We start from the raw sequence: 25,063 nt of genomic DNA, 5'->3' as shown, positions 1-25,063 counted from the left end.
CGAGAGCCGAGTGGGGTCCCGGGCCCGGTGTGGGGTGTCCTTCCGGGACCCCGGCGTCTCAGGGGCGCACGGCGACGGCGAGCAGGCAGCCGAAGTCGTCGGCGCCCGCCAGGTCGGAGGGGCGGAAGGCATCCTCGTCGAAGCCGAAGTTGCCCTCCTCCATCGCGACGGGGCGATCCTCCCGGGCCGCGAGCCGCGCCAACTCGTCGGCCAGGCGCAGCGTCGTCTGTTCCGTGACGTCCGTGAGCGCGCGAAGCCGCAGGCCCGAGCGGTGGAGCAGCGCCACGTAGTCGTCGATGTCCGCGGTGGTCGCCATCAGGCTGCGGCAGAACTTGTCGATGCCCGGATGGCGCTCCGCCTTGCGGGGAGCCCGCTCGAACACGTCGGTCAGGACGATCCTGCCCCCGGGCGCCAACACCCGGGAGGCCTCGGTGAGCGCTCGTTGCCGGTCGGGCATGTGACAGATCGACTCCAGGGCCATGACCGCGTCGAACGACGCGTCGGAGAAGGGCAGGTCCATGGCGTCGCCGTGTGCGAAGACGGCCCGGTCCGCGACCCCCGCTTCGGCCGCCAACCGGTTGGCGGTCTTGACCTGTTCCTCGCTGACACTGACACCGGTGACCCGGGCCCCGGTCCGCGCGACGAGGCGCAGCGCGGGGCCGCCCACCCCGCAACCGAGGTCCAGGACGTGGCTCCCGGCGTCCACGGCCATCGACTCGATGAACACGTCGGTCAGACGGTCCATCGCCTCGTCGATGGAGGCCGGGGTGTCGGGTTCGTCCCAGTAGCCGATGTGCACGTTGGGGTTGAAGGAGCCGTCGCGCATGGCGTTGAGCGTCAGCCGGTCGTACAGTTCGCCGACGGCTCGGGGCACCGGCGGGGTCTGGGAGACGGTTTCGGTCACGGCAGGGCCTTTCGGTCGTCGGTCGCGCGGCGCTGTCCCGCGCGTGGGTCTTGTCCCCCGGGGCCCGGGGGACGGTCGGGATCTCAGGCGTCCGCTCCCGCCTGGGCGTTCGGGGGCCGCCGGCCCCCCTCGACGCGCACGCAGTGGTCGTACTCCGGCAGCAGGCCCTTGTCCCGTGCCACCGCCAGCGTGACGGCGGCGCGGTCGCGTTCGGACAGGATCGGCTCCATGTCGGAGGGCAGGGGCAGGGCGAGCGCGGGGTCGAGGAAGGACAGCGCGAGTTCGTGTTCCGGGACGTAGCTCCCGGAGAGCATGTAGGACATCACGGTGTCGTCCTGGAGGGCCACGAAGGCGTGTCCCACGCCCACCGGGACGTAGGTGGCGCGGTGGTCGCGCTGGTCCATCACCACCGAGTCCCACCGGCCGAAGGTGGGCGACCCCACCCGGATGTCCACCACGAAGTCCACCGCCGCCCCTCGCGCGCAGTACACGTACTTGGCGGTGCCCGGGGGCGTGGCCGTGTAGTGGATCCCCCGGACCACGCCGCGCCGGGAGACGCTGTGGTTGGTCTGCGCCACGGCGAAGAGCGGCGCCCCGTGGGCCTCGGTGAACGCCTTCTCCTGGAAGGGGGACAGGAATCGGCCCCGTTCGTCGGGGTGGACCCGCGGGGCGAACTCGATCGCTCCCCGGACGGCGAGTCTGCGTGCCTTCAACGTCGCTCCTTCTGTTCGATCGGGGCACTCGTTCGGTCGTGGGTCGGCACGGGCGGGTTCACAGCGTCGAGACCACGTCGCGCAGGGCCTCGATGACCTTGTCCTGGAGGTCCTCGGACAGCGACGGGTACATCGGCAGGGAGAAGATCTCGGACGCCGCCGCCTCGGTGACCGGCAGCGACCCTGAGGCGTAACCGAGATGGGCGAAGCCGCTCATGGTGTGCACCGGCCAGGGGTAGCTGACGTTCAGGTGGATGTCGTACTCCCGGAGTCGCTTCAGGATGTCGTCGCGCCGCGGGTGGCGTACCACGTAGACGTAGTACACGTGCTCGTTGCCCGCCGTGGTCCGCGGCAGGACGAGTCCGGTGCCGGACAACCCCTCGGCATAGCGGCGGGCCACGGCGCGGCGACCCGCGATGTAGCCGTCCAGCCTGCGGAGCTTGCGGCGCAGGATCTCCGCCTGGACTTCGTCGAGTCGGCTGTTGTGGGCCGGGGTCCGCACGGTGTAGTAGCGGTCCTCCATGCCGTAGTAGCGCGAGCGGCGCAGTTCGCGCGCGAGGTCGGGGTCCGAGGTGAGGACCGCTCCGGCGTCGCCGTAGGCCCCGAGGACCTTGGTCGGGTAGAAGGAGAAGGCCGCGACGTCCCCCCGGGTGCCGGCGACGACGCCGTCCCGTCGCGCGCCGTGGGCCTGGGCGCAGTCCTCCAGGACGGCGAGGCCGTGTCGTTCGGCGAGCCCCCCGAGCGGTGTCATGTCCACGCATTGGCCGTACAGGTGCACCGGGAGCAGGCATCGGGTGCGGTCGGTGATCGCGCCGGCCACCTGCTCGGTGTCCATGAGGAAGTCCTCCTCGCGGACGTCGACGAAGACGGGCCTGGCCCCGGTCGAGTCGATGGCCACCACCGTCGGCGCGGCCGTGTTGGACACCGTGATCACCTCGTCGCCGGGCCCCACGCCGAGCGCCTGGAGACCGAGCTTGACGGCGTTGGTCCCGTTGTCGACGCCGACACAGTGGTCGACGCCGTGATAGGCGGCGAACTCCTCCTCGAAACCCCGCACCCCGGAGCCCAGCACGAGCCGGCCCGAGGAGAACACCGTCTCCACGGCGTCCAGGATGTCCGCGCGTTCCGTGTCGTACTCGGCCAGGTAGTCCCATACTCGTGTGGTCATCGTGGCTCCTTCGTGACGGCCCCGGCCCGCGCGCCGGGGTGAGAACGGGGCGACGCCCGCCCGGGAACGGGCCGCCGGAAACCCCGGCGGTGCGCCCGGTGCCGCGGGGAGCGTCGCTCCGGGCGGTCCCGGCTCACGGACGAGCCGCCTGGCGCCGGGCGGCGAGCGCGGCGACGGTGCGCCGCACGCCCTCCGGCAGGGGGATCAGAGGGCGCCAGCCGACGGCACGGCGGAAGGCGCCGGAGTCGATGGTCACGCTGAGGAAGTCGGTGTCCGGTGCGTGGTCGGGCGGCGGGACGGTCAACACCGGGACCCGAGGGCGTCCGGTCAGCTCGGCGGCGGTCTCGGCGACGAGCCGGAACACGTCGCCCAGCGCGTCGCCCCTCCCGGCGCCGATCGTCCAGTGCCGGCCGACCAGCGGCCCGGGACGCCGAAGGGCCTTCGCGAACGCCCCCGCGACGTCCTCCACGTGGACCAGGTCGCGCCGCACGGTGCCGTCGTGCCACATCGTGATCGGCCGGCCGTCCAGAGCACGCCGGACCATGGCGGAAACCACCCCGCGATCCTCGGCCCCCGCCGCCGCGCTCTCACCGAACACCGTCGGCAGCCGCAGACTGACGCCGCGGATCCTCCCCTCGGCCGTCGCGCGTTTCAGGACCCGCTCCGCCTCCAGTTTCTGACGGTCGTAGGCCGTCCCCGGCCGGTCGGGCTCGCTGCCGTCGACGGGTTCCCTCGGGACCGGGCCGACCTGGGAGGCCGCCCCCGCGTACACCACCACCGGCCCGGCGTCGCCCGCGCTTCTCGGCCGCGCCACGGCCACCAGGTCCCGCATCACGCCGACGTTCACCCGTTCCGCCTCGGGATCCTTTTCGGCGGCCCGCCAGCCGCCGTCCCCGAGCAGCAGGTGCACCACGGCATCGGAGCCGGCGACCGCCTCGGCCAGCGCCGACCGGTCGGTGAGGTCGGCCCGCACGACGTCGATCTCGGCCGCGCCGGGGGGAGCGACTGCGGCCCGGCGCGCCACCAGGCGCAGCCCGACGGGGTGGGTCGCCAGTGCCCGTACGACCGTCGATCCGACGAAGCCGGAGGCGCCCAGCACGGTGATCAGGGGGGTCCGTTCCCCGGAGCGGTTCAATTCGCGCGTCCTTTCACGAGCGAGCGGCCATGGCGTGCAGACACGCCAGGAGGGTCCTGGCCTCGACGTTGAGGTAGTGGCCGTGCCGAGTGAGCGCCGTGAGCTGGGCGGGCGTGGCCCAGGCGAAACCGGGCGGCGGGTCGAGCCGCGCGGAGCGCGGGTCCGCGTCGATCACCAGGTAGCGGCAGCGGGCGTTCAGGAAGCGTCCTCCTTCCTCGGAGTGGACGGCCCCGTAGCGCACGCGGGAGGGTGGCGCCGTCAACACCTCCTCCAGGTAGCGCGGTCGCTCGGCGAGCGGCAGGTGCGCGTGGTTGCCGGGGGTGCACTGGACCGTCGGGCCCAGCTCGACGGTGTCCAGGAAGCCGCCCTCGGTCCGGGCGTGCACCAGGACGTGGGGGATCGAGTCGATCTCCCGCAGCAGGAACGCCGCCACCCCGGTCCCCACCGGTTCGATCAGGGGCTGGGTCCAGCCGCTCACCTCGCGGTTCCCGGCCCGTACCGAGACGGCGACCACCCGGAAGTACCGGCCGTCCTCGTGCTCGATCGCCTCCACGCCGTGCTTCCAGCCACGCACCGTCGAGAGCGGTATGCGCCGGGCGCGCACGGCGCGACCACCGCGCTCGCCGGTGAACCATGACAACAGAGCCGCGTCTGACAGGAGCGCGCTGGGCGTGGGGTCCCCGTGGGGAACACAGGACAGGACGCTCCGCGCGTCCATGTTGACCACCTCGTCCCGGTGCAGCAGCTCGGCTATCTGACCGAGGGTGAGCCAGCGGAAGTCCTCCGGCGCGTCGACCTCGTCGTCGGTCTCGACGATCACGTTCCGGTTCGACTTGCGGAAGAACCACGAGCCCTGCTCCGACTGCAGCACGTCGACGAGGACCCGGCCGGCGCCCGGCCCGACGAAGTGATCGAGGAGCCGCACGTCCGCGCCCCGGTGCGCCCGGGTGTAGTTGCTTCGGGTCGCCTGCACGGTGGGGGAGAGCTGCGTGGGCCGAGGGTTGCCCGGTTCGGCCTTGGCCTGCATGAGAAAGTGCAGCACCCCGCCGAACTCCTTGGCCAGCAACCCCAGAACGCCCACCTCGGGCTGGCTGATGACCGGCTGCTCCCACTCCCGGCGCGGTACGCCCTCGCCGGTCCCCTCGGCGACGCGCATGCCCTCGACGGTGAAGAATCCGCCGCTGCGGTGGGCCAGGTTGCCGGTGCCCGGCTCGAACCTCCATTCGCCGCGCTCGACCAACTCGGTCAGCGGAATGCGCCGGGCGTGGAAGGCCCCGGCCGCGTGACGCTCGTCGAGCCAGTCCGTCACGTCCTCGGTGGCGAGGTGAGCTCCCCGCGAGGTGGCCGCCGACAGGGCGAGTCGCTCGGCCAGTTCGAGATCCTCGCGCGGGCACAGGGCGGCTGCTGGTGGATCCGGGCGGGTGGGCATGGGCTCTCCTTGATCCGCGGTGGCACGGACTTGCCGCGGTGGGGACGCGGGCCGTCTGTCCGGGGGCGGGCGGGGCTCTCGTGACACGCCCTGGGCGGCCGGTGGTTCGCCTCGGCCGAGCGGGCAGCCGGGACGGCTCAGTCGCGAACCGCGGTGATCAGCACATAGCCGGCGTGGGGATGCCGGCCGAAGGACTCCATCAGCCGGGCCGCGGCGCTGATCTCCTGGCGCGCGGCCGGAGCGAGGCCGTCCGCCAGCTCGCGGAAGGCCGCCGCCGCGTGCCCGTAGCTGGGGCGGACCCGCTCGCCGACCTCGGACAGGTCCGACACCCGCCAGCCGGACGCGGCGAGGCGCTCCCGGTGTTCCTCGGGGGTGGCGATGGTGGCGATCTCGTACATCCGCAGCATGCCGTCCCAGACCGCCTCGTCGTCGGCGGACCGCTCCCGCCGACACAGATCGGCGACGACCAGGCGTCCGTCGGGACGCACCACCCGATGGATCTCCGCCAGGGCCGCTCCCGGGTCGGTCAGATGGAGCAGCGACTCGATCGCCCACGCCCCGTCGAAGTGGCCGTCGTCGAAGGGGAGCCGTTCCCCGGCGTCCGCGAGCCGGAAGGAGATCCGATCGCCGACACCGGACCGGCGCGCCCGTGCGGACGCCTCGGCCACCTGCCGTTCGCTCGCGTCGATCCCCGTGACCCGCGATCGGTGGGTCGTCGCGATCCGCACCGCCGGCACCCCGGTGCCGCACCCCACGTCCAGCAGACGCGCGTCCGGTCCGGGCGCGAGGCGGGCGGCGACCACGTCCGTGAGACGGTCCGTCGCCTCGGCCACGGGGACGTCGGGGTCGTCGTCCCAGTACCCGGCGTGGATGTTCCCGCCCAGCGCGTCGGAGGCGCCGGCCTCCGCGAAGCGCTCGTAGGTCCGGCCCACCGATTCCGTGGTGTCGGGCTGCGGTGTCATCGTCCTTCTCACCTCTCGTCCGTCGGGCGGGATCGAAGCGTCGCGTTCGAAGGGGTCGGGGACAGGGGGGACGGCAGGTCGAGGCGGAGCCGGGCCGGGCCGTGGAAGACCATGTCGTCCGCGTACGCCACACGGTGTCGCGCCCTCTCCAGCCCCGGCAGCGCGTCCAGGAGCGCGCGGAGACCCAACTCGCCCTCGGCCCGGGCCAGGGCGGCGCCGAGGCAGTAGTGGATGCCGAGGCCGAAACCCAGATGACGGTCGGCCGGCCGACGCACGTCCAGCACGTCCGGGTCGGCGAAGCGGTCCGGATCCCGGTTCGCCGAGCCCAGCAGCGCCACCACCCGACTGCCCCGCGCCACCCGGAGGCCGCCGAGGACCGCTTCGTCGGAAGCCCTGCGGGTGATCGCCTGCACGGGCGGGTCGTAGCGCAGCAACTCCTCGATCGCTCCCGGGATCAGGGCGGGGCTCTTCCGCAGCTCCCGCAGCGCCGAGGGGTGCGCGCGCAATGCCAGCACCGCCTTGGCCAGGAGGTTGGTCGTGGTCTCGTGTCCGGCGGTGAGCAGGTGCACGCAGGTGGCCACGATGAGTTCCGTGCTCAACGCCGCCTCTCCGTCCCGGGCGCGCACCAGGAGGGTGAGGAGGTCGTCGCGGTCGTCCCACTCGGGATCCCGTCGCCGCTCCGCCTCCCGCCGGAAGTAGGCGGTGAACTCCTCGGCGGCGGCCTCCGCGCGGGCGTGACGGTCGGCGCGGCCGCCCGAGCGGCCGGTGCCCGCGCCTTGCAGGGCCAGGGCGTTGGCGCGGAGCATGCGGTGGTCCTCACCCGGGACGCCGAGGAGCTCGCAGATCACCAGGATCGGGAGCGGAGCCGCGAACTCCGCCACCAGATCGACCTTCCGGCGGCCGGCGAGCCGCAGCAGGAGGGTGTGGGCGATGCGTTCGACGCGCGGACGGAGTCCGGCGACGACGGAAGGGGAGAACTCCCGGGCGAGCAGGGAGCGCAGTCGTGTGTGCCGGGGCGGGTCCATGAAGACCAGCCAGTCGTCGACGACGCGGCGCGTCGCGCCGTACTCGGCGGGCACCGGACTCGCCGACTCGCGCGAGCCGGCCGTTTCCGCCGGAGCGCCTCTGCCGAACCTCCGGTCGGTGAGGACCCGTACCACCTCGTCGTGGGAGAAGACGTAGAACGTATCCGGCTCGCCCGGGAGGGACGCCCCCCGGTGCACCGGGGCCGTCTCCCGGTAGCGCCGGTACACCGGGTAAGGGTCGGCGATGTCCTGCTCGGCCCAGCCGGTGAGGGCGAACCGGGGCAGTGTCGCGGAGGGCATGAGGACTCCTTCGGTCCGAGCGTGACCCTGTCTCGACGCGGCCGTCGCCCCCTATCGGCGATCCGGTCGGAAGCGGTCGGCCCAGGAGGCGCTCATCGCCCCGACGTGGTCGGGGACCAGCGGATGCTTGGCGCAGGACGTCGCCAGCTCGTCGAGGTCTCGCGCCAGACCTCGCCGGGCCACGTCCGGGCGGGCCACCGGGGCGGGGTAAGCGGGCAGTTCGAAGGAGGGCCCGGCGGTGGCTCCGGCGAGACCCGAGGGCATGGTCACGAGCGACTCCGCCAGCGGTCGCATCAGCCCGGTCATCATGTCGATCGCCGCGTTCATCAGGTCCGACCGCCGCAGGCTCCGGTCCGGCCCTTCGCCGAAGTGCTGGGCCATGAGACGCAGCGACAGGTGGTAGGCGCGGTTGAAAAGCCGCATGACCTCGCGGGCGTCCGGGTCGGTGACCCGCCGCGTCGCCGCGTCCCGACTCTCCAGCACGGGATTGCGCAGGACGGGATAGGACGGATTCCACGGTTCCCGGCCCCGCGCGGTGCCCCCGGCCCCCCCGAGGAACTCGCGCATCCGCAGGAACGCCGTGTAGTGCGACTCCTCACCGTCGCCGGGGTCGCGCACTCCGCCCTCTCCCTGCTCGGTGATCACGTCGACCGCGAAGAGAGCCCCGGCCAGGTCGTCGACCTCCAACTGGTAGTCCGGGTGGCGACGCTCCAACGATCCGCGCAGGAAGAGGTGGTGCTCCCCGCCTCCTCTGCCCCGCTCGACCAGGAAGAGGTCCGGTATCCGCCGCAGGCCCTCCCGGATCGCGGCGTACAGCTCGCTCAGCGACCCGTAGGCGCGTTCGTGGAGAATGGGCGGGCCCGTGGTCGGCTCGCCCCGCCGGACGTCCTCGACGAGGCTCGACGGCCGTTCGATCAGGGTGAACCGCTCCAGACTGCCGGGCCCCAGCCGCTCCAGCGCGAAGTCCAACGGCACCGGGATCTCGTGGTTGACGGTGGCGAAGTCGATCCGGGGCACGTGGAAGGGCTCGCCCACCGCCATGAGGATGTTGTTGACGAGCAGGAAGTGGATCATCTCCTCGCGGGCGATGCCGAGCAACGTCCCCCTGAGGCCCTCCTCACGGGTCTCGCCGCCGTCGCCGCAGGCCAGGCGGAGCTGGGACGGTGTCCACAGACCCCGGCGCAGGTACTCCAGGCCGACACCGTGGGTGGGGACGGAGTAGGCCGCGTACAAGTACTGGAGCATGACGGCCAGTTCGAGGCTCACCGCCTCGCGCAGCAACCGGACCAGCTCGTCCCGGGTGGTGATCTCCCGGTGCCGGCGACCGGACGGCGGAACCGTCGTCAGCACCGCGTCCGGCGCCTGCCGGGCCCGCAGGAACCTCAGCAGCAATCGGGCCTTCGGCTCGGACAGCTCACGCGTCGGCGGCATGTAGTAGGTCTTCGCCTTGTTCCGGGGGTCGCACATCTGCCAGATCAGCTTCGCGTACGTCTCGACCTTGCACCGGTCCGCCAGGCTGAAGACCTCCGCCCGCATGAACGCGTACAGGTGCTCGTAGTAGGCCAGCACCTCCCGGTGTACGAGGTCGAACGTCACCTCCTCCGCCGGGACGGACTCCAGTCGCCAGTCGTCGGGCAGGACCCGCACCGACAGATACCCGACACCGGACCAGTGGCCGGACGCCTCGGCGTGGTCGAGAGCCCGGTGCGCGGAGCCCGGACGGTCCCGCTCGCAGGGCAGGTCGTCCTCCCCGGTGGCGAGCAGGATCCGGGTGGTTCCCGCCGTCGCCCCGCGCAGGGTGAACCGGCCCCGGCCGTGCTCGTCGGTGTCCAAGGCGCAGTCGCCCGACCACCGCCCCCGACCGTCCTGCCCACCGGGACGGATCCTGACCGTCTCCAGGTCCGAGCACCGCGCACCGGGGTCGGTGGCCACGGGGTGGCGGGGCAGCGAGCGCGGATTGAAGAACTGCCGGACGGCGATCCCCTCGACGCGCTCGGGGCGCCCCCGCACGAAGGACCGCACCAGGACGACGACGTCGTGCTCCGCGTCACCCGGAGCCCGGGGGTGTTCCAGGACCGGACACGCCTCGTCGGCCTGGACGTCGACCTCGCGCTCCCGCATGCGCACCACCGGACCCTGCGCCCCCACGCTCACCAGACGAAGCCCCTCCCCGGCCGCGGCGGCGGCCGGGGACCGGGCCGCCACGGTGACCAGCCCACCCGTCGAGTCGTCCGCGGCGCTCGCGTACGCCTCCCGGGGCACCCGGGCCATCAGCCGCCCCCCGCGCGCCGTCCGCAGCTCCAGGTCGCCCAGGCCCGCCCCCGCGTCGTCCACCGGCCACGCGGTGATCATGTTCAGGGTGACGTGCTCGTCCGTGAGCGCCACGGTGAGGTGGTGCAGCCCGCCGGGGTCGCCGTCCCGGGCGGGCAGCATGAGCCGGCCGGCCGGACAGGTGCGTGCCTCGTCGCCCCGCCAGGGCGCGACCGTCCCCCGCAACCGCCACCGCGTCGGACCGTCGGGTTCACGCGGCGGGTCCGGGGCGACGAGCGCGAACTGGACCACCAGGCCGCCCACCCCGGCGGACCGCGTCACCTCCCGCAGTCGCGACACGACGGGAGACAGGCCGGCCTCCTCGAACCAGTCCGGTCCGTCCTCCTCGGCCACGACGAACTGGTGGACCACGGAGCGCGGGAGGCGCCGCGCCGCCCGACCGCCCCCGTTCCCCCCGACGGTGTCGAACCGGTGCCACCGGGGGGGATGGAAGCCCCGAACACCCCCGGTGGCCATGTACCCGACGTCGTGCGACCGCCCCCGCCGGCCGAAGCAGAAACGCCCGACCATCAGGGTCGTGGTCCGATCGCAGGTCGGGTCGACGTCGAAGACCCGGGCCCGATTGACCGTGGTCGCCAGGTAGTCGTTGTAGTGGCCCCACAGGTCCACGGACCGGCCCACCACCGGATCAGCGGTGTCGACCTCACCGGCGCGCACCTCGACGCCGAGGACGCGCGCGTCGACCGAGAAGTGCCCGTTGCCCGAGAAGTGCGTACCGGTGGCCGCGCTGAAGCGGCCGTCGGGGGTCGGGCGGCCGTGGCCGTCGCACCGCGGCCCCAGACGGTCCAGATGGTCGCGGTACTCCTGCGCCGGGCGGTCCGCGGGGAAGGCGCGCCCGTCTGCCGTGAGCGCGGTGTTCGCCGCCAGGTCGACCAGACCGCCGCGCGGACCGGTCGGCAGGTGGGTCGTGGCGACGCCGGCGAAGTGCAGTCGCGGCAGGTCGAAGACGCTCATGCCGGCCCGTCCGCGCGAATCGGCCGGGCGACGGCGAACACCCTGCTGGCGCGCGGCTCGTACCACTCGATCTCATGCGCCGCGTCGATGCCCGATTCGATGGCGCCCTCGATCCACGCGGGTTTGGACGAACAGTGTTCGCCGGCGAAGAACAGCCCCCGCTGCGGTCGGGCCGCCGCCCGCCGCTCCGCCTCGCGGACGGCCGACTCCTGGCCCCAGCGCACCGTCGCCGCCCCCCTCGACCATCTGCGCGAGCCCCAGGCGAGCCCCACCGTGTCCAGGATCATCGAGGGCTCGCGCAACTCCTCGTGCACGGCGCTCAACTCCTCCACGATGACCGCGTCGCGCTCGCGCTCGCCCAGCCTCCCCAGGGCGTCGGCGTCCGGGCCGATGCTGTAGCTGGCGAGGAGGACCGCTCCCAGCGTCGGATCGCCCTCCACCGGGGGATAGTAGGTCTGCCGTACGTGGCCACCGGTGAAGGACGCGCCCCCGTTGATGCCGTCCTTCTCCCAGAACGCCTCGCGGCAGTGGAAGGCCACCTTGGTGGCCGACCAGTACTTCGTGTGATGGACGATGTCCAACTTGTCCTGGTCGAACCCGGTCAGCGGCATGCGCCGGAGCACCGTGAAGGGGATGGTGCAGACCACGTAGTCGCGTCGCAGCGTGAGGGTCCGCGCGCCCTGCCGCACCCTCAATACCACGGTGTCGTCCCGGACGTCGATCCCCACGACCTCCATGCCGGTGGAGATCCTCCCGCGGATCCGCCTCGCGAGTTTCCGGGGCAGGGCGTCCATCCCGCCCCGCAGCCGCACGATGTTGGAACTGGTCTCATCCAGCACGTCGTCGAGGAAGCGCTCCAGGTCGGGTGGGCACGAGGACCGGACCTGGGGGTGGTCGGAGAAGAAGGCGTGCAGGTCGACCCGGGTCCGAGCGCCACCGCGCCGGTACGGCGCCAGGTCGATGGGGTCGACACGGTCGAGGAGTTCCACGACCGTGTCGTGGCGTAGCTCCTCGTAGAACCGACGCGGGGCGATGGCCCGTATGCTCGCGTCCAACCAGGCCCCGAACAAGAGGGTGTCGTCCCGGTAGCGGTGGTCGGGCAGACCCGCGGCGAACGAGGTGACGAGATCCTCGCGGGCCTCCCGCACCCGCAGGTGACCCGAGGCGGAGTCGGGCAGGTAGGTGGCGTCGTCGGAGAAGAGCGTCCGGAATTCGCGGACCCTTTCCTGCAAGCCGAGTTCGGCGATGTAGTGCATGGTCAGCCGATGTCCCGCGGGTATCCGCATCGCCCCCAACTCGGCGTACGGCCCGGCCCGGCCGCCCGCGGCGAAGCGGTGGGTGCGGACGCGTCCGCCGATCTCGTGGCTGCCTTCGACGACCTCGACCTGGTGCCCGAGACGCTCCAGCTCGTACGCCGTCACCAAGCCGGCGACGCCCGCGCCGACGACGGTGATCCTCTTCGGACCACCGTTGACGCCGCCTGGTCCGTCGAACTCCTGCGGGGGTGCGGTCACGGATCTCCTCCAGTACGCGATGTCCAAGGCCGGGGGCGGGTCCTGGAAGAACACCGGCGACTCGCCCGACCAGGCCGGGACGGCGCCGGTGAGCGCCTGGCGGCCATTCTCCGGGGACCGGTCACCCGCCCGTATCCCTCGCCGAGCCCCGACTCGGGTGGTTCGACCCCCGCGGAAGCGCCGGGCCCGGGCGGAGCGGCGCCGTCACCCCACGCGGACGCGTGGGCTTCCGTCCGGTCCCCCCACGTCGACCGCCGCGGCGGACATGCTGGCCTGTGTGCCCGGACGGGCGCGCCCGTCGGGTGCCCCCTCCGCCCGGGGACCCGACGCGCGACCCGACGGAGGCAACGTTGACGCGAGTGCTGATCGCCACCACACCGGCGCCCGGACACATCGTGAGCATGGTCGAGGTCTCCCGGGAACTGACCCGGCGCGGGCACGAGGTGCGCTGGTACACCGGGCGCGCCTTCCGGGACCGCGTGGAGCGGACCGGCGCCGTCTTCGAACCCATGACCGCCGGGCTGGACTTCGGCGGGCTGAGCCGCGAGGAGGCGTTCCCCGACCATGCCGGCCTCACCGGGATCGAGAGCTTCCGGGTCGGAGTGCGCGACATCTTCTACCGGACCGCCCCGGGTCAGGCGCGGGACCTGACGGCGATCCTCGCGCGCTTCCCGGCCGACTGTCTTCTCGCCGACGACATGTGCTACGGGGCCTGCTTCGCGGCCGAACGCTCCGGCACCCCCCTGGCCTGGTTGAACAACTCGGTCTACATTTTGGGGAGTCGGGACACCGCGCCACTCGGTGGCGGGCTGCCGCCGGGCACCTCGTGGCCGGGACGGGTCCGCGACGCGATGCTCAGATGGGCGGCGGACCACCTGCTGATGCGGGAGCTGCGGCGGGAGGCCGACCGGGCGCGAGTCCGCGCGGGGTTGGATCGGCTCTCGACGCCGGCCATGGAGAACATCGCCCGCCCGCCGGTCCTCTACCTCATGGCCACCGTCCCCTCCTTCGAGTTCCCCCGCGGCGACCTCCTGCCGGGCACCCATTTCGTGGGCGGGCTGTTCGGGGCGCCGCCGGAGGGTTTCGAACCACCGGACTGGTGGGGAGAGTTGGACGCCGGGCTCCCCGTGGTCCTGGTCACCCAGGGGACGACCGCCAACGACGTGGGACGGCTGCTCGTCCCCGCCGTCCGCGCGTTGGCCGGCGAGGACGTCCTCGTCGTCGTCACCACCGGCAGCACCCCGGACGTCGACCTTCTTCGCCCGCTGCCCGACAACGTCCGGGTGGAACGCTTCGTGCCGTATCACCATCTGTTGCCCCGAGTCGACGTGATGGTCACCAACGGCGGGTACAACGGGGTCAACGCGGCTCTCGCCCGCGGCGTTCCGCTGGTGGCGGCGCCCGGATCGGAGGAGAACCCCGACGTCGCCGCCCGGATCGCGTGGAGTGGCACGGGCATCGTCCTCAAGCGGCGCGCCGTGTCGGAGTCCGCTCTGCGTCAGGCGGTGCGGTCGGTGCTGCGCGAGGAGCGCTACCGGCTGCGGGCGCGCGCGTTGGCCCGGGAGCACGAGGGTCGCGACGCCGCGCGGCGAGCGGCCGATCTCATCGAAGCCACGGCCGAGTCCCACGGCCGGATCCCCAGTGGAGGTGTCACTCCGTGAACGCCAGAACGCACCCCGGACCCACCCTGCCCCCCGAGGCGAGCATGCCGACGGACCCGGGGTTGTTCGACTGCATGCCCGACCTGCTGGCCGCCGCCCGGGTGGCGCCCGTCGTCCGGATCCCCTACCTGGGCCGGCACGCCTGGGTTGTCTGCGACCCCGACCTGGTCCGGGCCGCGCTCACCCACCCCAAGTTGGCCAAGGACATCGGCAGAGTGCCCGACTGGATGCGCCGCCCGGGCCTGATGGTGGGGTCCCAGCCGGACCCGAAGTACGCCCGTGCGATGATCATGAGCGACGGTGACGACCACGCGCGGATCCGCCGGCTGCACACGCCGGTGCTCAGTCCCCGCAACACCGAGCGGTGGGGCGCCCGCGTCGCCGTCAAGGTCGAGGGCTTCCTCGACGAACTGGAGAAGGCGGCGTCGGAACGGCCCGGCGAGATCAACGTGGTGACGGACTACACGCACCGGATCCCGTTGGCCTTCATCTCCGAGATGCTGGGCCTGCCCCCGGCGGCGGAGCGCCGACTGCGCGCGATCACCGACGTGATGCTCTACTCCTCCGACTACCCGGCGCGCACCGAGGCGGTCGGCGCGCTCTTCGGCGCCGTCCGGGACTGGGTCCGCGACCCCGCGCCGCTCGCCGAGGGGGTGATCACCGGGCTGCTCGGCTCGGCGGAGGGTCCCGACGCGGCGGTCAGCGAGGGCGAGGTCGTCGTCTGGACCGTCGGCATGATCATCACCGGGTACGAGACGACCGGCAGCCTGATCTCCGCCTCGCTCTTCGAGGCCCTGCGACGGCCGCCCGAGGAGCGCCCCCGCACCGACGAGGAGATCAATCGGTGGGTCGAGGAGGCCCTCCGCGTCCACCCTCCGTTCCCGCACCCGACCTGGCGGTTCGCCACGGAGGACATCGACCTGGGCGGCTACCTGATCCCCGAGGGCGCCCCGGTGCAGGTCAGCATCGCGGCCGCGAACCGGGGGCCGGGGGAGGACGCCGACTGCTTCGCCGCGGGGGAGCCGGGTCGTGGTCACCTCTCCTTCGGGCTGGGGGCCCACTACTGCATCGGCGCCACCCTGGTCCGGCTGGAGGCGCGACTCGCGGTGCGCGGCTTCCTGAGTCGCTTCCCCCGGGCGCGGCTCGGCACCGACACGCCCGTCTCCTGGGAGTCGGAGTGGATGATCCGCAGGCTCAGCGTCCTGCCCGCGGTGCTGTCCTGAGGCCCCCGCGCCGTCCCGAGACCGCCGTTCGGCGTGGCCCGGGCGCCGCCCCACACGGTCGCGCCCGGAGCGGCGGGACCGAGCCCGCCCCCACCCGCCAGACCGACGTTGCGGAGACGACGATGGCTGCACATCCCCTCGACACCCCGGCCGCAGACCGGACTCCTCGGACGACGCGACCCCGCCGAGAGGGCCCCACCGGCCCGGTTCCCGATCCGGTGGGGCCCCGCTCCCGGCCGGCGAGGGTCGCCCGGTGAAGGCCCTGGTGCTCGCCGGGGGGTCGGGGTCCCGGCTACGGCCGATCACGCACACGTCGGCCAAGCAGCTCGTGCCCGTCGCCAACAAGCCGGTGCTCTTCTACGGTCTGGAATCGATCGCCGAGGCCGGGATCCACGAGGTGGGTATCGTCGTGGGCGACACCGCGGCGGAGATCGAGGCGGCGGTCGGCGACGGTTCGCGTTTCGGCCTGGACGTCACCTACCTGCCACAGGAAGCTCCCCTCGGCCTGGCCCACGCCGTGGGCGTCGCGCGGGACTACCTGGGAGACGACGACTTCGTCATGTACCTCGGCGACAACTTCATCGTCGGCGGAATCAGCGCGCTGGTCCGGAGGTTCGAGCGGCACCGTCCCGATGCCCAGATCCTGCTGACGCGAGTGTCGGACCCTCGCGCCTTCGGCGTGGTGGAGTTGGACGCGGAGGGTCGCGTGACCGGTCTGGAGGAGAAGCCCGAGCATCCCAGGAGCGACCTGGCGCTGGTCGGCGTCTACCTGTTCGGCGCGCGCGTGCACGATGTGGTCGGCCGGCTCAAGCCCTCCTGGCGGGGCGAGCTGGAGATCACCGACGCCATCCAGGCCCTGATCGACGACGGCTGTCGCGTGGAGGCAACGCCGGTGTCCGGGTACTGGAAGGACACCGGCAACGTCGCCGACATGCTGGAGGTCAACCGACTCGTCCTCGACGGGATCGAGGCGGACTGCTCCGGCGAGGTCCGCTCCAGCGAGCTGATCGGTCGGGTGGTCGTCGAGGAGGGTGCCACCGTCGTCGGTTCCCGCATCGTCGGGCCGGCGGTGGTGGCGGCCGGCACCCGTGTCCGCGACTCCTACATCGGTCCCTTCACGTCCATCGACAGTGACTGCACCGTCGTCGACAGCGAGGTCGAGTACTCCATCGTGCTGCGCGGTGCCTCGATCGTCGGGGTGCGCCGCGTGGAGCGGTCCCTGATCGGACGCGAGGTGGAGGTCAGTTCGTCCCCCCGGATCCTGAGGGCCCACAGTCTCGTCCTGGGGGACCACAGCCGGGTGCGGGTGACATCGTGAGGATCCTCGTCACCGGTGGCGCGGGCTTCATCGGCTCGCACTTCGTGCGTTCGTACGCCGCCCGGGACCGGCTCACCGTCCTCGACAAGCTGACGTACGCCGGAAACCCGGCCAATCTGGAGCCCGTCGCGGGACGGTTCCGCTTCGTGCGCGGGGACATCTGCGACGCGCGGTTGCTGGCGGAGGTGGTGCCGGGCCACGACGTCGTCGTCAACTTCGCCGCCGAGACCCACGTCGACCGGTCGATCGCCGACGCGGAGGCGTTCGCGCGCAGCAACGTCCTGGGAGTGGACACCCTCATGGCGGCGTGTCTGCGCGCGGGCACCCCCAGGGTGGTCCACGTCTCCACCGACGAGGTCTACGGCAGTATCGAGAAGGGCTCCTGGGACGAGTCGGCGCCCCTCGCGCCGAACTCCCCCTACGCCGCGACCAAGGCGGGCGGCGACCTGATCGCGCTCGCCTACGCGCGCACTCACGGGTTGTCGGTCAGCGTCACACGGTGCGGCAACAACTACGGGCCCCACCAGTACCCGGAGAAGATCGTCCCGCTGTTCGTCACCAACCTCCTGGACGGGCTGAACGTCCCCCTCTACGGCGACGGGGGGCAGACCCGCGACTGGATCCACGTCGACGACCACTGCCGCGCGGTACGACTGGTCGCCGAACGCGGAGCGGCCGGCGAGGTCTACCACGTCGCGGGAACCGCCGAGCTGACCAACCGCGAGCTGACCGCCCGGCTTTTGGCGTCGGTGGACGCCGACTGGCGCCGCGTCGACCACGTGGCGGACCGCAAGGGTCACGATCGGCGGTACTCGTTGGACGACGGCAGAATCCGGGACCTCGGTCACGTCCCCCGGGTCGACTTCGAGCGCGGGTTGGCCGAGACCGTCCGGTGGTACCGCGCCAACCGCTCCTGGTGGGAACCGCTGCGACGGCGCTCGTGACCCCGGCCGGCACCGGCGCTCCGCGCGCCCCTCGGTCAGGGCCTGGTGCGGATCAGCGCCGTCCGGGACCGGATGCCGAGCTTGCGGTAGATCTGTCGCAGGTGGAAGCCGACGGTGTGCGGGGAGACGAACAGACGGCGTGCGGTCTGCTGGTTGGTGAGACCGTCGGCCACCAGCTCCGCGACCCTGCGCTCGGTGTCGGTGAGGCTGTCCCAGCCCGAGTCCGGGCGCTTGGCGTGGTTCCAGTGCCGACGCCGCACCCCGAGCTCCCGCAGCCGGGCCCGTACCCTGGCGGAGTCGCGGTCGCCGCCCAGACCGCCGTAGGCGCTCAGCGCGCGGTCCAGCTCCGCGACGGCGGCGTCGCGCTCGCCCAGGTCGAGCAGGACGGCGGCGCGGTCCTCGGCGGCGGCGGCTCCGGCCCAGGGGTTGCGGTGCAGCAGGTCGGCTCGGGCCAAGGCGTCCGGGTCGCCGTCGGCGAGACCCCGGGCATGCGTGGCCGCGGCAACGACGGCGGGTACCCGGCGGTTGTGGTGGCGGAGTAGCTCGGCGGTGGCCACGACCTCACGGACGAGATCCTCCAGTCGGGCCGCGCGCGCACACCGGACACACCAGGCAGCGGCGGCCGGGTCCTCCAGGAGCAGAAGGCGCAGGGCCCCGGGCCGCGCGGCGACCCGGGCCAACACGTCCGAGGCCCCGCGCACGTCCTCCAGGGCCTCCGACAGTTGCGCGCTCAACAGCATCCGGGCGGCCCACCACGGGCTCGACACCGGCTGAGGGAAATCGCTCTCCAGGACCCGCACATGCTCCCTCGCCCGGGTCAACGCCCCTCGTCGCAGCGCCACATGGGCCGACACCAGCCATGCCTGCGGCGCGAGCATGGGCACGGACGGGCCGCCCGCCCCGGCGCCGATCCCCGCCGAGGCCTCGGCTTCGTCGAGCCTGCCCTCGGCGAGGTGGAGCGGTCCGCGCAGCACGGCACCGACGGCGGACGACAGCGTGCCCGCCTCCGCGCCGCGCCCACCGACGCGCTCCACGACCTCTCCCGCTTCCTCGAACTCGCCCGTCCGGGTGAGCGCGAAGGCGAGGAACCAGCGGGGATCGAGAAAGCCCGCCCGCTCCTCGCCGCTGCCGAGCGCGGCGGCCTCCCGAAGGGTGCCCAGGGCCGCTCCGACGTGTCCCTCGCGCCACTGGCCGAACGCCCGGAATGTCAACGCCCCGGCCCGAACGGCCCGTGCGTGACGGTCCGGAGCCGCGAGGATCCGCCGGGCCCGCTCGGCGGAGGGGCGGTCGCCGGTCAGATAGGCCGTGGCCAACTGGGCGACCACGGCCGTGTGGTCCGGGGGCCCCGCCTCCCCCGCGGCCAGGGCGCCGCGTGCCGCCCTGCGGGCCTGCTGCGCGTCGCCCAGCAACAGCGAGGCCGTCGACAACGACGCCTGGAGCGCGGCGACGTCCCGCGCCGACGCCCCGGCCCCCGCGTCGCGTGCCCGGACCACCTCGTCCAGCGTGTCGCGGGCCACCGCGATGGCACGGGTGAGTTCGCCGGCCCGCGTGAAGGCGTCGACCGCCGTCCGGGCGAGCCGTACTCGCTCGGCCGACTCCGTGGCGAGCTCCAGGCACCGCGAGGCCAGGGCCGCGGCGGTGGACGGGTCGCCCGAGAGCAGCCTTCGGGACCCCTCGGCGATGACCCGCAGATCCTCCGTGTCGCCGGGCCGGGCGACGCGCACGAGTTGCAGCGCCGCCCGCGCCACGCCGTCGGGGCGGGACAGGAGGGCCTCCGCCGCCTGCCGGCGCAGCATCGCGCAGACCGGGGGCGGCACGGAATCGAGCAGGACCCGCCAGATGGGCTGCGTGCGGAACGCCAGGTGGCGTTCCTCGCAGACCAGCAGTCTCCGCTCGACCGCCTCGTCCACCGCGGCGAGCAGCCCGCCCGGCCCCTCGCCGAGCATCGCCGACAACTCCTCCGGGGCGAACGGCGAACCGAGCACGGCCGCCAGCCTCAGACCCTTCAGGGTGGGCCCGGACAAGGACCGCAGGTCCCGCAGGACGACCCTGGCGAAGCGGTCCGGCACCCGTGCGGGCACATCCGCCTCGCCCGCCTGGACCGGGCCGCCCGCCGGATCGGGGAACACCCGCGCGCGTCCGTCGACGACCCGGACCACACCGTCGTCCACCAGTCCGCGCACTGTCTCGATGACCGCGCGCGGCGTGGCGTCCACGCTCTCCGCCAGGTCGAGGAGGTCCCGACCGGGCGGGGCGCCGGCGCAGTCGGCCACCAGATCGTGCAAGGCGTCCCCGGTGAGCGGTTCCAACTCCCCTACCGCCTCCACGGGCAGCCGCCCTCGCAGACGCGCCGGCCAGGTCGGCGCCGGCCGGGTGCCCGCCGGATCGCCCACCGGGGTGCAGGAGAGCAGCCACAGGATCGGTCGGGACCGAAGGGCCACCACCGTGTCGCACAGCGCCGTCAGGGCGGCCGGTCCGGCCAGGTGCAGGTCGTCGAGCACCACCAGGGCGCGCATGTCCTCCGGGGCGCCGCGCATCCTCCTGCGGGCGGCGTCGATCGCCGCCTCCGCGGCGGGTTCGCCGAGTCCCTCGACACCGGCCGCCGCCCCTGCGTCGATCACCCGCGGCCCCGACGCCTCCGCGATCCGGACCGCTTCCAACAGCAGGCGGGTCTTCCCGGCGCCCGCCGGGGCCTCCATGATCAGGACCCTGCCGGACCTGGCGGCGCACACCTCGCGCAGTCCCGCCCGCACCTGTGCCAGTTGCCGCTCCCTGCCCCGCAGCCGAAGGGGGCGCCCCGCGTCGGGGCTCATCGCCGCCCCCCGACGGGCTCCGGGTAGCGGTCGCCTGGCCCAGGCGTCCGGTCCCGCACGACTCCGCCCGTCGTGGTGGTCCGACCTCGACGGCGGCCGATCCGCTCCCGCCGGGGACGGGGATCGCCCGGGAAGAGGGCGAGGTGCGCCGACGAGTGTCGTCCCGGACGTGTCCCGTCGAGGGAACGACGCACCGAAGGTCGGCCCGGAGGCAGCGGCTCTCGGACGCGACACGAACACCCGGCCCCTGGGCGGGGAGTGGAGGGGAAAGGTATGCCGAGCCCGGCGTGCGAGCCGTCGACGGGCGCGCCTCGGGGACGGGGAGCGGGCGGCGCCGGCCGCCGGCGGATCACGCCGACTTCCCGGCCGAATGGTGCGCGGCGACATGCAGCCGTCAAGGGAGCGGTCCTCCACTCACTGCCCCGGGGCACGAGCGGTGTGCCGGCCGGGGTCCGGTGGGCGTGGGGGCACGACACGTACGGGAGAGACGCGGCCCGCGGGGACGGCGCGTCGTGCACCCGATGCGTGTCGCTTGGTGCTCGGTGCTGTGCTCGGTGCTTCTCCCATCATGAGGGGAGAAGGCCGGGCGCGTGGGCGTGCGTCGGGATCTGGCCGGAAAGGGGCGGCGGCGTCCGGATCGCCCAGGGTACGAGGTCCCGCGGCCCTGGCGTGGCGGGCCCGGGAAGGCCGGATCGGGGCGACCGGGACCCTCCACCGCGGGGGAGGGGACCCCGTCCACGCGTCCCGGCGCACCGGGGAACTCGCCGTCGGCGAAAGGCGTCAGTGTCCCGTGCGACGCCGCACGGCCCGCCCCACCGCGCGTCGCGCGCGTCGGGCCCGGAGCTTGGCCCGAGCCTGTCGGCCGCTGCCCGGAAGCCCCAGTTCGGCCAGCCGGGACTCCGGGAAGCAGGCGCCGGGGGCCGACTCGGGATGCCCTTCCAGCCACTCGATCGTGGGTCGGCGCAGCATGGGGTGGAGCTTGGGCTGCATACAGAAGCCGACGGCACGCACCAGAGGGGTCAGGGTCGCGGGAACGTCGCCGACCCGCGCCGGTGCCTGCCCCCTCTCCAGGTCGGGGAGGAGATGGTCGACCACCGTGAGCGGGACCCGGTTGCTGTTCGGATACGGCTTGAGGCGTCCCATCACCGAAGCGGTGCCGACCCGGGCCACCGGCACGTCGTAGTAGACGGAAGCGGTGATCAGCGCGGTGGAGAAGCAGCCCACGACCAGTTCGGGACGGCAGTGCCGGTAGAGCGTCTCCGCGAGCAGGGGAGCGTCGAGCACCGTCAGGCGGACCCCCTCCTCCGCGGCCGACTTGGCCAGCGCCGCGGAGTAGCTCGCCGGGGCCGTCGGATGGGGCTTGAAGACCACCGACCGGTGGCCGGCCCGAGCGGCTCCGGTGAGCATCCGCACGTGCAGGTCCTCCTCCTCGTCGACGGTGAGGACGTCGATCGCGGCGAGGTACTGGCCCAGGAGGACGGCCGTGGGCCGCTCCCGGAGCACCGGGGCCAGCGCCGGCTCGGCGTCGGCGCCCCGTGAGATCTCGTCGAGCACCGCGAGGAAGGAGGCGTCGGGGACGATCTCGGGCTCGACCCCGAACTCGGACAGAAGGAGGGGCCGCAGGCCCGGCAGCAGGTCGAGGTGGAGCAACCGCCGGATGCGGCAGCCGATGGTGAGCGGCAGCCTCACCCGGGTCGGCCCGTAGCTCATCAGGCCGTCCGCGTACACGTGGAGGGCGCTCTCGGAGAAGATCGCGGCCAGCGCCCGCGCGGGGTCGGCCTGGATCGACTCGACCGCCAACTCGACCGGCTCACGGGCGTCGATGCCCCAGGCGAGGCGGAGCGCCCTCTGCCACAGCGTGGTGTCCTGGGCCCGGGGGCCCCACGAACTCGGGTGGTGCGGGCTGATGGCCTCGTTCCAGTCGATCGCCGAGTCGAACCGGCGGGCGATCTCGGGGTAGCCGCGCATCTCGTTCAGCCGCGGGGCGGTCTCCGGCACCGACGCGTTGTCGGAGACCAGAAGGATCCGTCGGGTGTCCGACGCGGGCCCGAACAGGCCCGCGTCGAGCGCGGCGGCGACCGTGGCCGCTCCGTACAGGGTCGAGACCTGGAAGATCTGGGTCTTGTGGGGCATGGTTCAGGCAGCCTTCCGCCCGTCGCGCAGGCGGCGCAGCAGCCTGCTTCGGGTCCGGTCGATGGTGTCGAGCGTCTCGTCGAGGGCCGCCGCGGGCATCCGGTGAAGCGCGGCGGCGGCCTCACGGCGGAGCCGGCGGGCGGCCGAGGTCTCGTACTCGCCCATCTTGCCGAGGTGGAAGGCGATCATGGCGCAGTAGGTCCGCACCGCCTTCGGGAGGAAGCGCTCGGCCTCCGTGTCCGCGAGCACGTCCCGCAACACCGCGTCGTACGCCGGGATGAAGTCGAGTTGGCGGTCGTCCCTGATCTGGGTGAGGGACGTGGTCACGCCCCGTCGGTAGAACACCCCGTGCAGCCCCAGCGAGGCGTACGTCCTCGCCCGCAGGTGCAGGCGCCACGTCCACAGCCTGTCCTCCGCCGTGCGCAGCTCCCCGTCGAAGCGCATGCCACCGTCGTCGAAGAGCCGCCGCCGGTAGATTCCGGCCCAGACGAAGGGGTAGTCGACCATCGTCTCCCGGTCGGCCGGCGCGATGCCGTCCCGTGGATCCATCACCGCGTTCCTCAGCCGGGCGGCCGGCCGCCGGATCACCCGTTGCACCCCGTTCACCCGCACGTGGTCGGTCCGCGCGAAGTCGCAGCCCAACTCCTCGACGGCCTCGACCAACCGTGCCAGGTGCCCGGGCCCGTACCAGTCGTCGCCGTCGAGGAAGGTCAGGAACTCGCCCCGTGCCGCGTCGATTCCGGTGTTGCGTGCCCGCGCGATCCCGGAGTTCCTCTCGTGTCGGATCACCCGGGCCCCGGGAAGTCTCCCGGACCAGCGGTCGAGCACGGTCGCCGTCGAGTCGGTCGAATGGTCGTCAACCAGGACGAACTCGAAGTCCGGGTCCGCGTTGCGAGCGAGACTCCGCAACGTGTTCTCGGCGAACGCTTCCACGTTGTGCAGGGGGACGACGACGGACAGTTTCGGCACACGGGCCTCTCACGTTCGAGGTTCGGGATCGAAACAGGCTAGCCGGCGGCCTCGGGGGGCCGGTGTCCTGCGCGGATCGACCGGGTGAACTCTGTTCGCAGCCCACGTGAACTCGGCCGTCCCGCGCCCACGTCCCGCGCCGTCGCCGGAGACCCGTGCCACCCGGGGCCCCGCGCGGCGACTCACCCGCGCCGCGCCGTCCGCCCGTCCCGGGCCCGCCGGGCGCCCGCCCCAGCGTCCCGCGCACCCGGCGCGATCCGACTCACACGCACCGTCACCGCTCTGCTACGGTGCCGCGCATGGCCGGTACCGAGACGGATCTGGAACTCGTGCGGCAATGGCGCGGCATCCTCGCGGTGCACGCCCGCACCCAGTGCGAGTTGGACCGCGCGCTGCACCGACACGGCCTGTGTGCCAGCGACTTCGAGGTGCTCGACGTGCTCGCCGCCGGACGTGGGGTCGGCCACCGTCGGGCCTTTCGCGTGCAGGAGATCTCCGAGCGCGTGCATCTGAGCCAGAGCGCCCTGTCCCGGCTGATCGCCAGACTGGAGAAGGACGGTCTCGTGCGGCGCGCCATGTGCGTGGAGGATCGACGTGGCGTCCGGGTCGCGCTCACGGCCAAGGGCCGCGCCGTGCACGGGCGGACGCTGCCGGTGCAGCGGGCGGTCCTCACCCGGATGCTGCCCCGCTGACGCGGCGTTCGAGGCGTCGCCCCCCCGGCCCGGGCGCGGCCGAGGGCGGCCCGCCCCGCCGTTCCCATGGTTTCCGGCCGGCGGCCCGGCGCGTCCCGCCCGCTCCGAGGCCGCGGCGGTGTACGCCGGACGTGCGGTGCGGGGTGGAGCCCACCGGGCGGCACCCCGCCGAAACCAGACCACGAGGAGCAGCCGCATGATCGACGTGCCCCGGCAGATCACCTCCGTCTGGCGTCGGGTCGCCGCGCGGACCACGAGCGCGGGCGAGGCCCGCGTGGTCGAGGTGCGGCGTTCCTTCGGCGTCCCTCCCACCGACGTCTGGGCGGCGTGCACCCGGGCCGAGCGCATCCCCCACTGGTTCCTCCCGATCAGCGGCGAGTTGCGTCCCGGCGGACGGTACCGCTTGGAGGGCCACGCGGAGGGCACGATCGAGACCTGTGACCCGCCCAAGGGCTTCTCCGCGACCTGGGAATACGACGGTGACACCAGTCGGATCGAAGTAGACCTGGCCGGCGAGGACCGCGGGGCCCGCCTCGACCTGCGGCACGTCGCCCGGGTCGACACCGATACCTGGGGCCGGTACGGGCCGGGGGCGCTCGGCGTCGGATACGACCTCCTGCTCGTCGGCCTGACGCTGTATCTGGGTGGCGGGGGCGCACCGGTGGACACGGAGGCGGCGTCGGCCTGGTCGGTGTCGGAGGAGGGGCGACGCTTCGTGCGGGAGAGCGGCGAGCGGTGGTGTGCCGCGGACGTGGCGGGCGGCACGGAGCCGGTGGTGGCGCGGAGCGCGGCGGACCGGGCCATCGCGTTCTACCTCGGTGGGGACGACGCCACCGAGGTGGTCGGATAGCGTGGCGCCCCGGCCCGCACCGGCG

18 protein-coding genes are annotated in these 25,063 nt (G+C 73.3%); 6 read left to right on the top strand and 12 right to left on the bottom strand.

What is annotated here, in order from left to right; genetic code table 11:
- Positions 1 to 58 precede the first annotated feature (58 nt).
- The 9 genes from JEK78_RS01680 to JEK78_RS01640 all read right to left on the bottom strand — a co-directional run bounded on the left by JEK78_RS01680 (position 59) and on the right by JEK78_RS01640 (position 12,435).
- Entirely contained in the window at positions 59 to 904 is an 846-nt protein-coding gene (locus JEK78_RS01680; RefSeq protein WP_200262314.1) for a methyltransferase domain-containing protein, read from the bottom strand.
- 83 nt (positions 905 to 987) lie between these two features.
- Positions 988 to 1,617 (bottom strand): dTDP-4-dehydrorhamnose 3,5-epimerase family protein, encoded by a 630-nt coding sequence (locus tag JEK78_RS01675; protein WP_200262313.1) that lies wholly within the window; start codon positions 1,615 to 1,617, stop codon positions 988 to 990.
- A gap of 58 nt (positions 1,618 to 1,675) precedes the next feature.
- Positions 1,676 to 2,785 carry a DegT/DnrJ/EryC1/StrS family aminotransferase gene (locus JEK78_RS01670; RefSeq protein ID WP_200262312.1) on the bottom strand — a complete coding sequence of 370 codons (1,110 nt, stop codon included), beginning with the start codon at positions 2,783 to 2,785 and terminating at the stop codon, positions 1,676 to 1,678.
- Positions 2,786 to 2,918: 133 nt separating this feature from the next.
- A complete protein-coding gene (locus JEK78_RS01665; protein ID WP_200262311.1) occupies positions 2,919 to 3,920 on the bottom strand; it encodes an NAD-dependent epimerase/dehydratase in 1,002 nt (333 codons plus the stop codon).
- A 13-nt stretch (positions 3,921 to 3,933) separates the two neighbouring features.
- Complete coding sequence (locus JEK78_RS01660) at positions 3,934 to 5,349, bottom strand: NDP-hexose 2,3-dehydratase family protein (protein ID WP_200262310.1); 1,416 nt, start codon at positions 5,347 to 5,349, stop codon at positions 3,934 to 3,936.
- A 137-nt stretch (positions 5,350 to 5,486) separates the two neighbouring features.
- On the bottom strand, positions 5,487 to 6,311 hold the full coding sequence (locus JEK78_RS01655) for a class I SAM-dependent methyltransferase (RefSeq protein WP_200262309.1): 825 nt from the start codon (positions 6,309 to 6,311) through the stop codon (positions 5,487 to 5,489).
- Between the two features lie 8 nt (positions 6,312 to 6,319).
- On the bottom strand, positions 6,320 to 7,636 hold the full coding sequence (locus JEK78_RS01650; protein ID WP_200262308.1) for a cytochrome P450: 1,317 nt from the start codon (positions 7,634 to 7,636) through the stop codon (positions 6,320 to 6,322).
- A gap of 51 nt (positions 7,637 to 7,687) precedes the next feature.
- Entirely contained in the window at positions 7,688 to 10,921 is a 3,234-nt protein-coding gene (locus tag JEK78_RS01645; RefSeq protein ID WP_200262307.1) for a ferritin-like domain-containing protein, read from the bottom strand.
- Positions 10,918 to 12,435, bottom strand: coding sequence for an NAD(P)/FAD-dependent oxidoreductase (locus JEK78_RS01640; RefSeq protein WP_200262306.1), 1,518 nt, complete (start codon positions 12,433 to 12,435; stop codon positions 10,918 to 10,920). The genes JEK78_RS01645 and JEK78_RS01640 overlap by 4 nt, the downstream gene beginning before the upstream one ends.
- Before the next feature lie 359 nt (positions 12,436 to 12,794).
- On the opposite strand from JEK78_RS01640, the gene JEK78_RS01635 reads away from it, so the two are divergent.
- From JEK78_RS01635 to rfbB, 4 genes are all read left to right on the top strand, one after another.
- Entirely contained in the window at positions 12,795 to 14,096 is a 1,302-nt protein-coding gene (locus tag JEK78_RS01635; RefSeq protein ID WP_200263939.1) for a glycosyltransferase, read from the top strand.
- Positions 14,093 to 15,319, top strand: coding sequence for a cytochrome P450 (locus JEK78_RS01630; protein ID WP_242483229.1), 1,227 nt, complete (start codon positions 14,093 to 14,095; stop codon positions 15,317 to 15,319). Before JEK78_RS01635 ends, JEK78_RS01630 begins: the two co-directional genes overlap by 4 nt.
- Before the next feature lie 253 nt (positions 15,320 to 15,572).
- The gene (locus JEK78_RS01625; protein WP_200262305.1) at positions 15,573 to 16,637 is read left to right on the top strand and encodes a glucose-1-phosphate thymidylyltransferase; all 1,065 of its coding nucleotides are present in this window, start codon (positions 15,573 to 15,575) and stop codon (positions 16,635 to 16,637) included.
- Entirely contained in the window at positions 16,634 to 17,581 is a 948-nt protein-coding gene (gene rfbB / locus JEK78_RS01620) for a dTDP-glucose 4,6-dehydratase (protein ID WP_200262304.1), read from the top strand. Before JEK78_RS01625 ends, rfbB begins: the two co-directional genes overlap by 4 nt.
- A gap of 35 nt (positions 17,582 to 17,616) precedes the next feature.
- Here rfbB and JEK78_RS01615 read toward each other — a convergent pair whose 3' ends face one another.
- The 3 genes from JEK78_RS01615 to JEK78_RS01605 all read right to left on the bottom strand — a co-directional run bounded on the left by JEK78_RS01615 (position 17,617) and on the right by JEK78_RS01605 (position 23,496).
- Entirely contained in the window at positions 17,617 to 20,394 is a 2,778-nt protein-coding gene (locus JEK78_RS01615) for a LuxR family transcriptional regulator (protein ID WP_200262303.1), read from the bottom strand.
- Between the two features lie 780 nt (positions 20,395 to 21,174).
- On the bottom strand, positions 21,175 to 22,527 hold the full coding sequence (locus tag JEK78_RS01610; RefSeq protein WP_200262302.1) for a polysialyltransferase family glycosyltransferase: 1,353 nt from the start codon (positions 22,525 to 22,527) through the stop codon (positions 21,175 to 21,177).
- Between the two features lie 3 nt (positions 22,528 to 22,530).
- Positions 22,531 to 23,496: a glycosyltransferase family 2 protein gene (locus JEK78_RS01605; protein ID WP_200262301.1), complete on the bottom strand. Its 966-nt coding sequence runs from the start codon at positions 23,494 to 23,496 to the stop codon at positions 22,531 to 22,533.
- A gap of 299 nt (positions 23,497 to 23,795) precedes the next feature.
- Between JEK78_RS01605 and JEK78_RS01600 the strand changes: the two genes are divergently transcribed.
- Entirely contained in the window at positions 23,796 to 24,188 is a 393-nt protein-coding gene (locus JEK78_RS01600; protein WP_200262300.1) for a MarR family transcriptional regulator, read from the top strand.
- Between the two features lie 196 nt (positions 24,189 to 24,384).
- Positions 24,385 to 25,038 carry an SRPBCC domain-containing protein gene (locus JEK78_RS01595; RefSeq protein WP_200262299.1) on the top strand — a complete coding sequence of 218 codons (654 nt, stop codon included), beginning with the start codon at positions 24,385 to 24,387 and terminating at the stop codon, positions 25,036 to 25,038.
- Positions 25,039 to 25,063: the final 25 nt, after the last annotated feature.

It is taken from the genome of Streptomyces sp. HSG2 (genome assembly GCF_016598575.1).
Lineage (GTDB): Bacteria > Actinomycetota > Actinomycetes > Streptomycetales > Streptomycetaceae > Streptomyces.
Note: the sequence above shows the minus strand (reverse complement) of the source record. Positions and strands in the feature narration are given on the sequence as shown.

Coding starts and splice junctions, on each gene's coding strand:
- JEK78_RS01670 (WP_200262312.1), bottom strand. CDS start 2,785: ATGACCACACGAGTATGGGACTACCTGGCCGAGTACGACACGGAACGC.
- JEK78_RS01660 (WP_200262310.1), bottom strand. CDS start 5,349: ATGCCCACCCGCCCGGATCCACCAGCAGCCGCCCTGTGCCCGCGCGAG.
- JEK78_RS01655 (WP_200262309.1), bottom strand. CDS start 6,311: ATGACACCGCAGCCCGACACCACGGAATCGGTGGGCCGGACCTACGAG.
- JEK78_RS01650 (WP_200262308.1), bottom strand. CDS start 7,636: ATGCCCTCCGCGACACTGCCCCGGTTCGCCCTCACCGGCTGGGCCGAG.
- JEK78_RS01645 (WP_200262307.1), bottom strand. CDS start 10,921: ATGAGCGTCTTCGACCTGCCGCGACTGCACTTCGCCGGCGTCGCCACG.
- JEK78_RS01615 (WP_200262303.1), bottom strand. CDS start 20,394: ATGAGCCCCGACGCGGGGCGCCCCCTTCGGCTGCGGGGCAGGGAGCGG.
- JEK78_RS01610 (WP_200262302.1), bottom strand. CDS start 22,527: ATGCCCCACAAGACCCAGATCTTCCAGGTCTCGACCCTGTACGGAGCG.
- JEK78_RS01600 (WP_200262300.1), top strand. CDS start 23,796: ATGGCCGGTACCGAGACGGATCTGGAACTCGTGCGGCAATGGCGCGGC.
- JEK78_RS01595 (WP_200262299.1), top strand. CDS start 24,385: ATGATCGACGTGCCCCGGCAGATCACCTCCGTCTGGCGTCGGGTCGCC.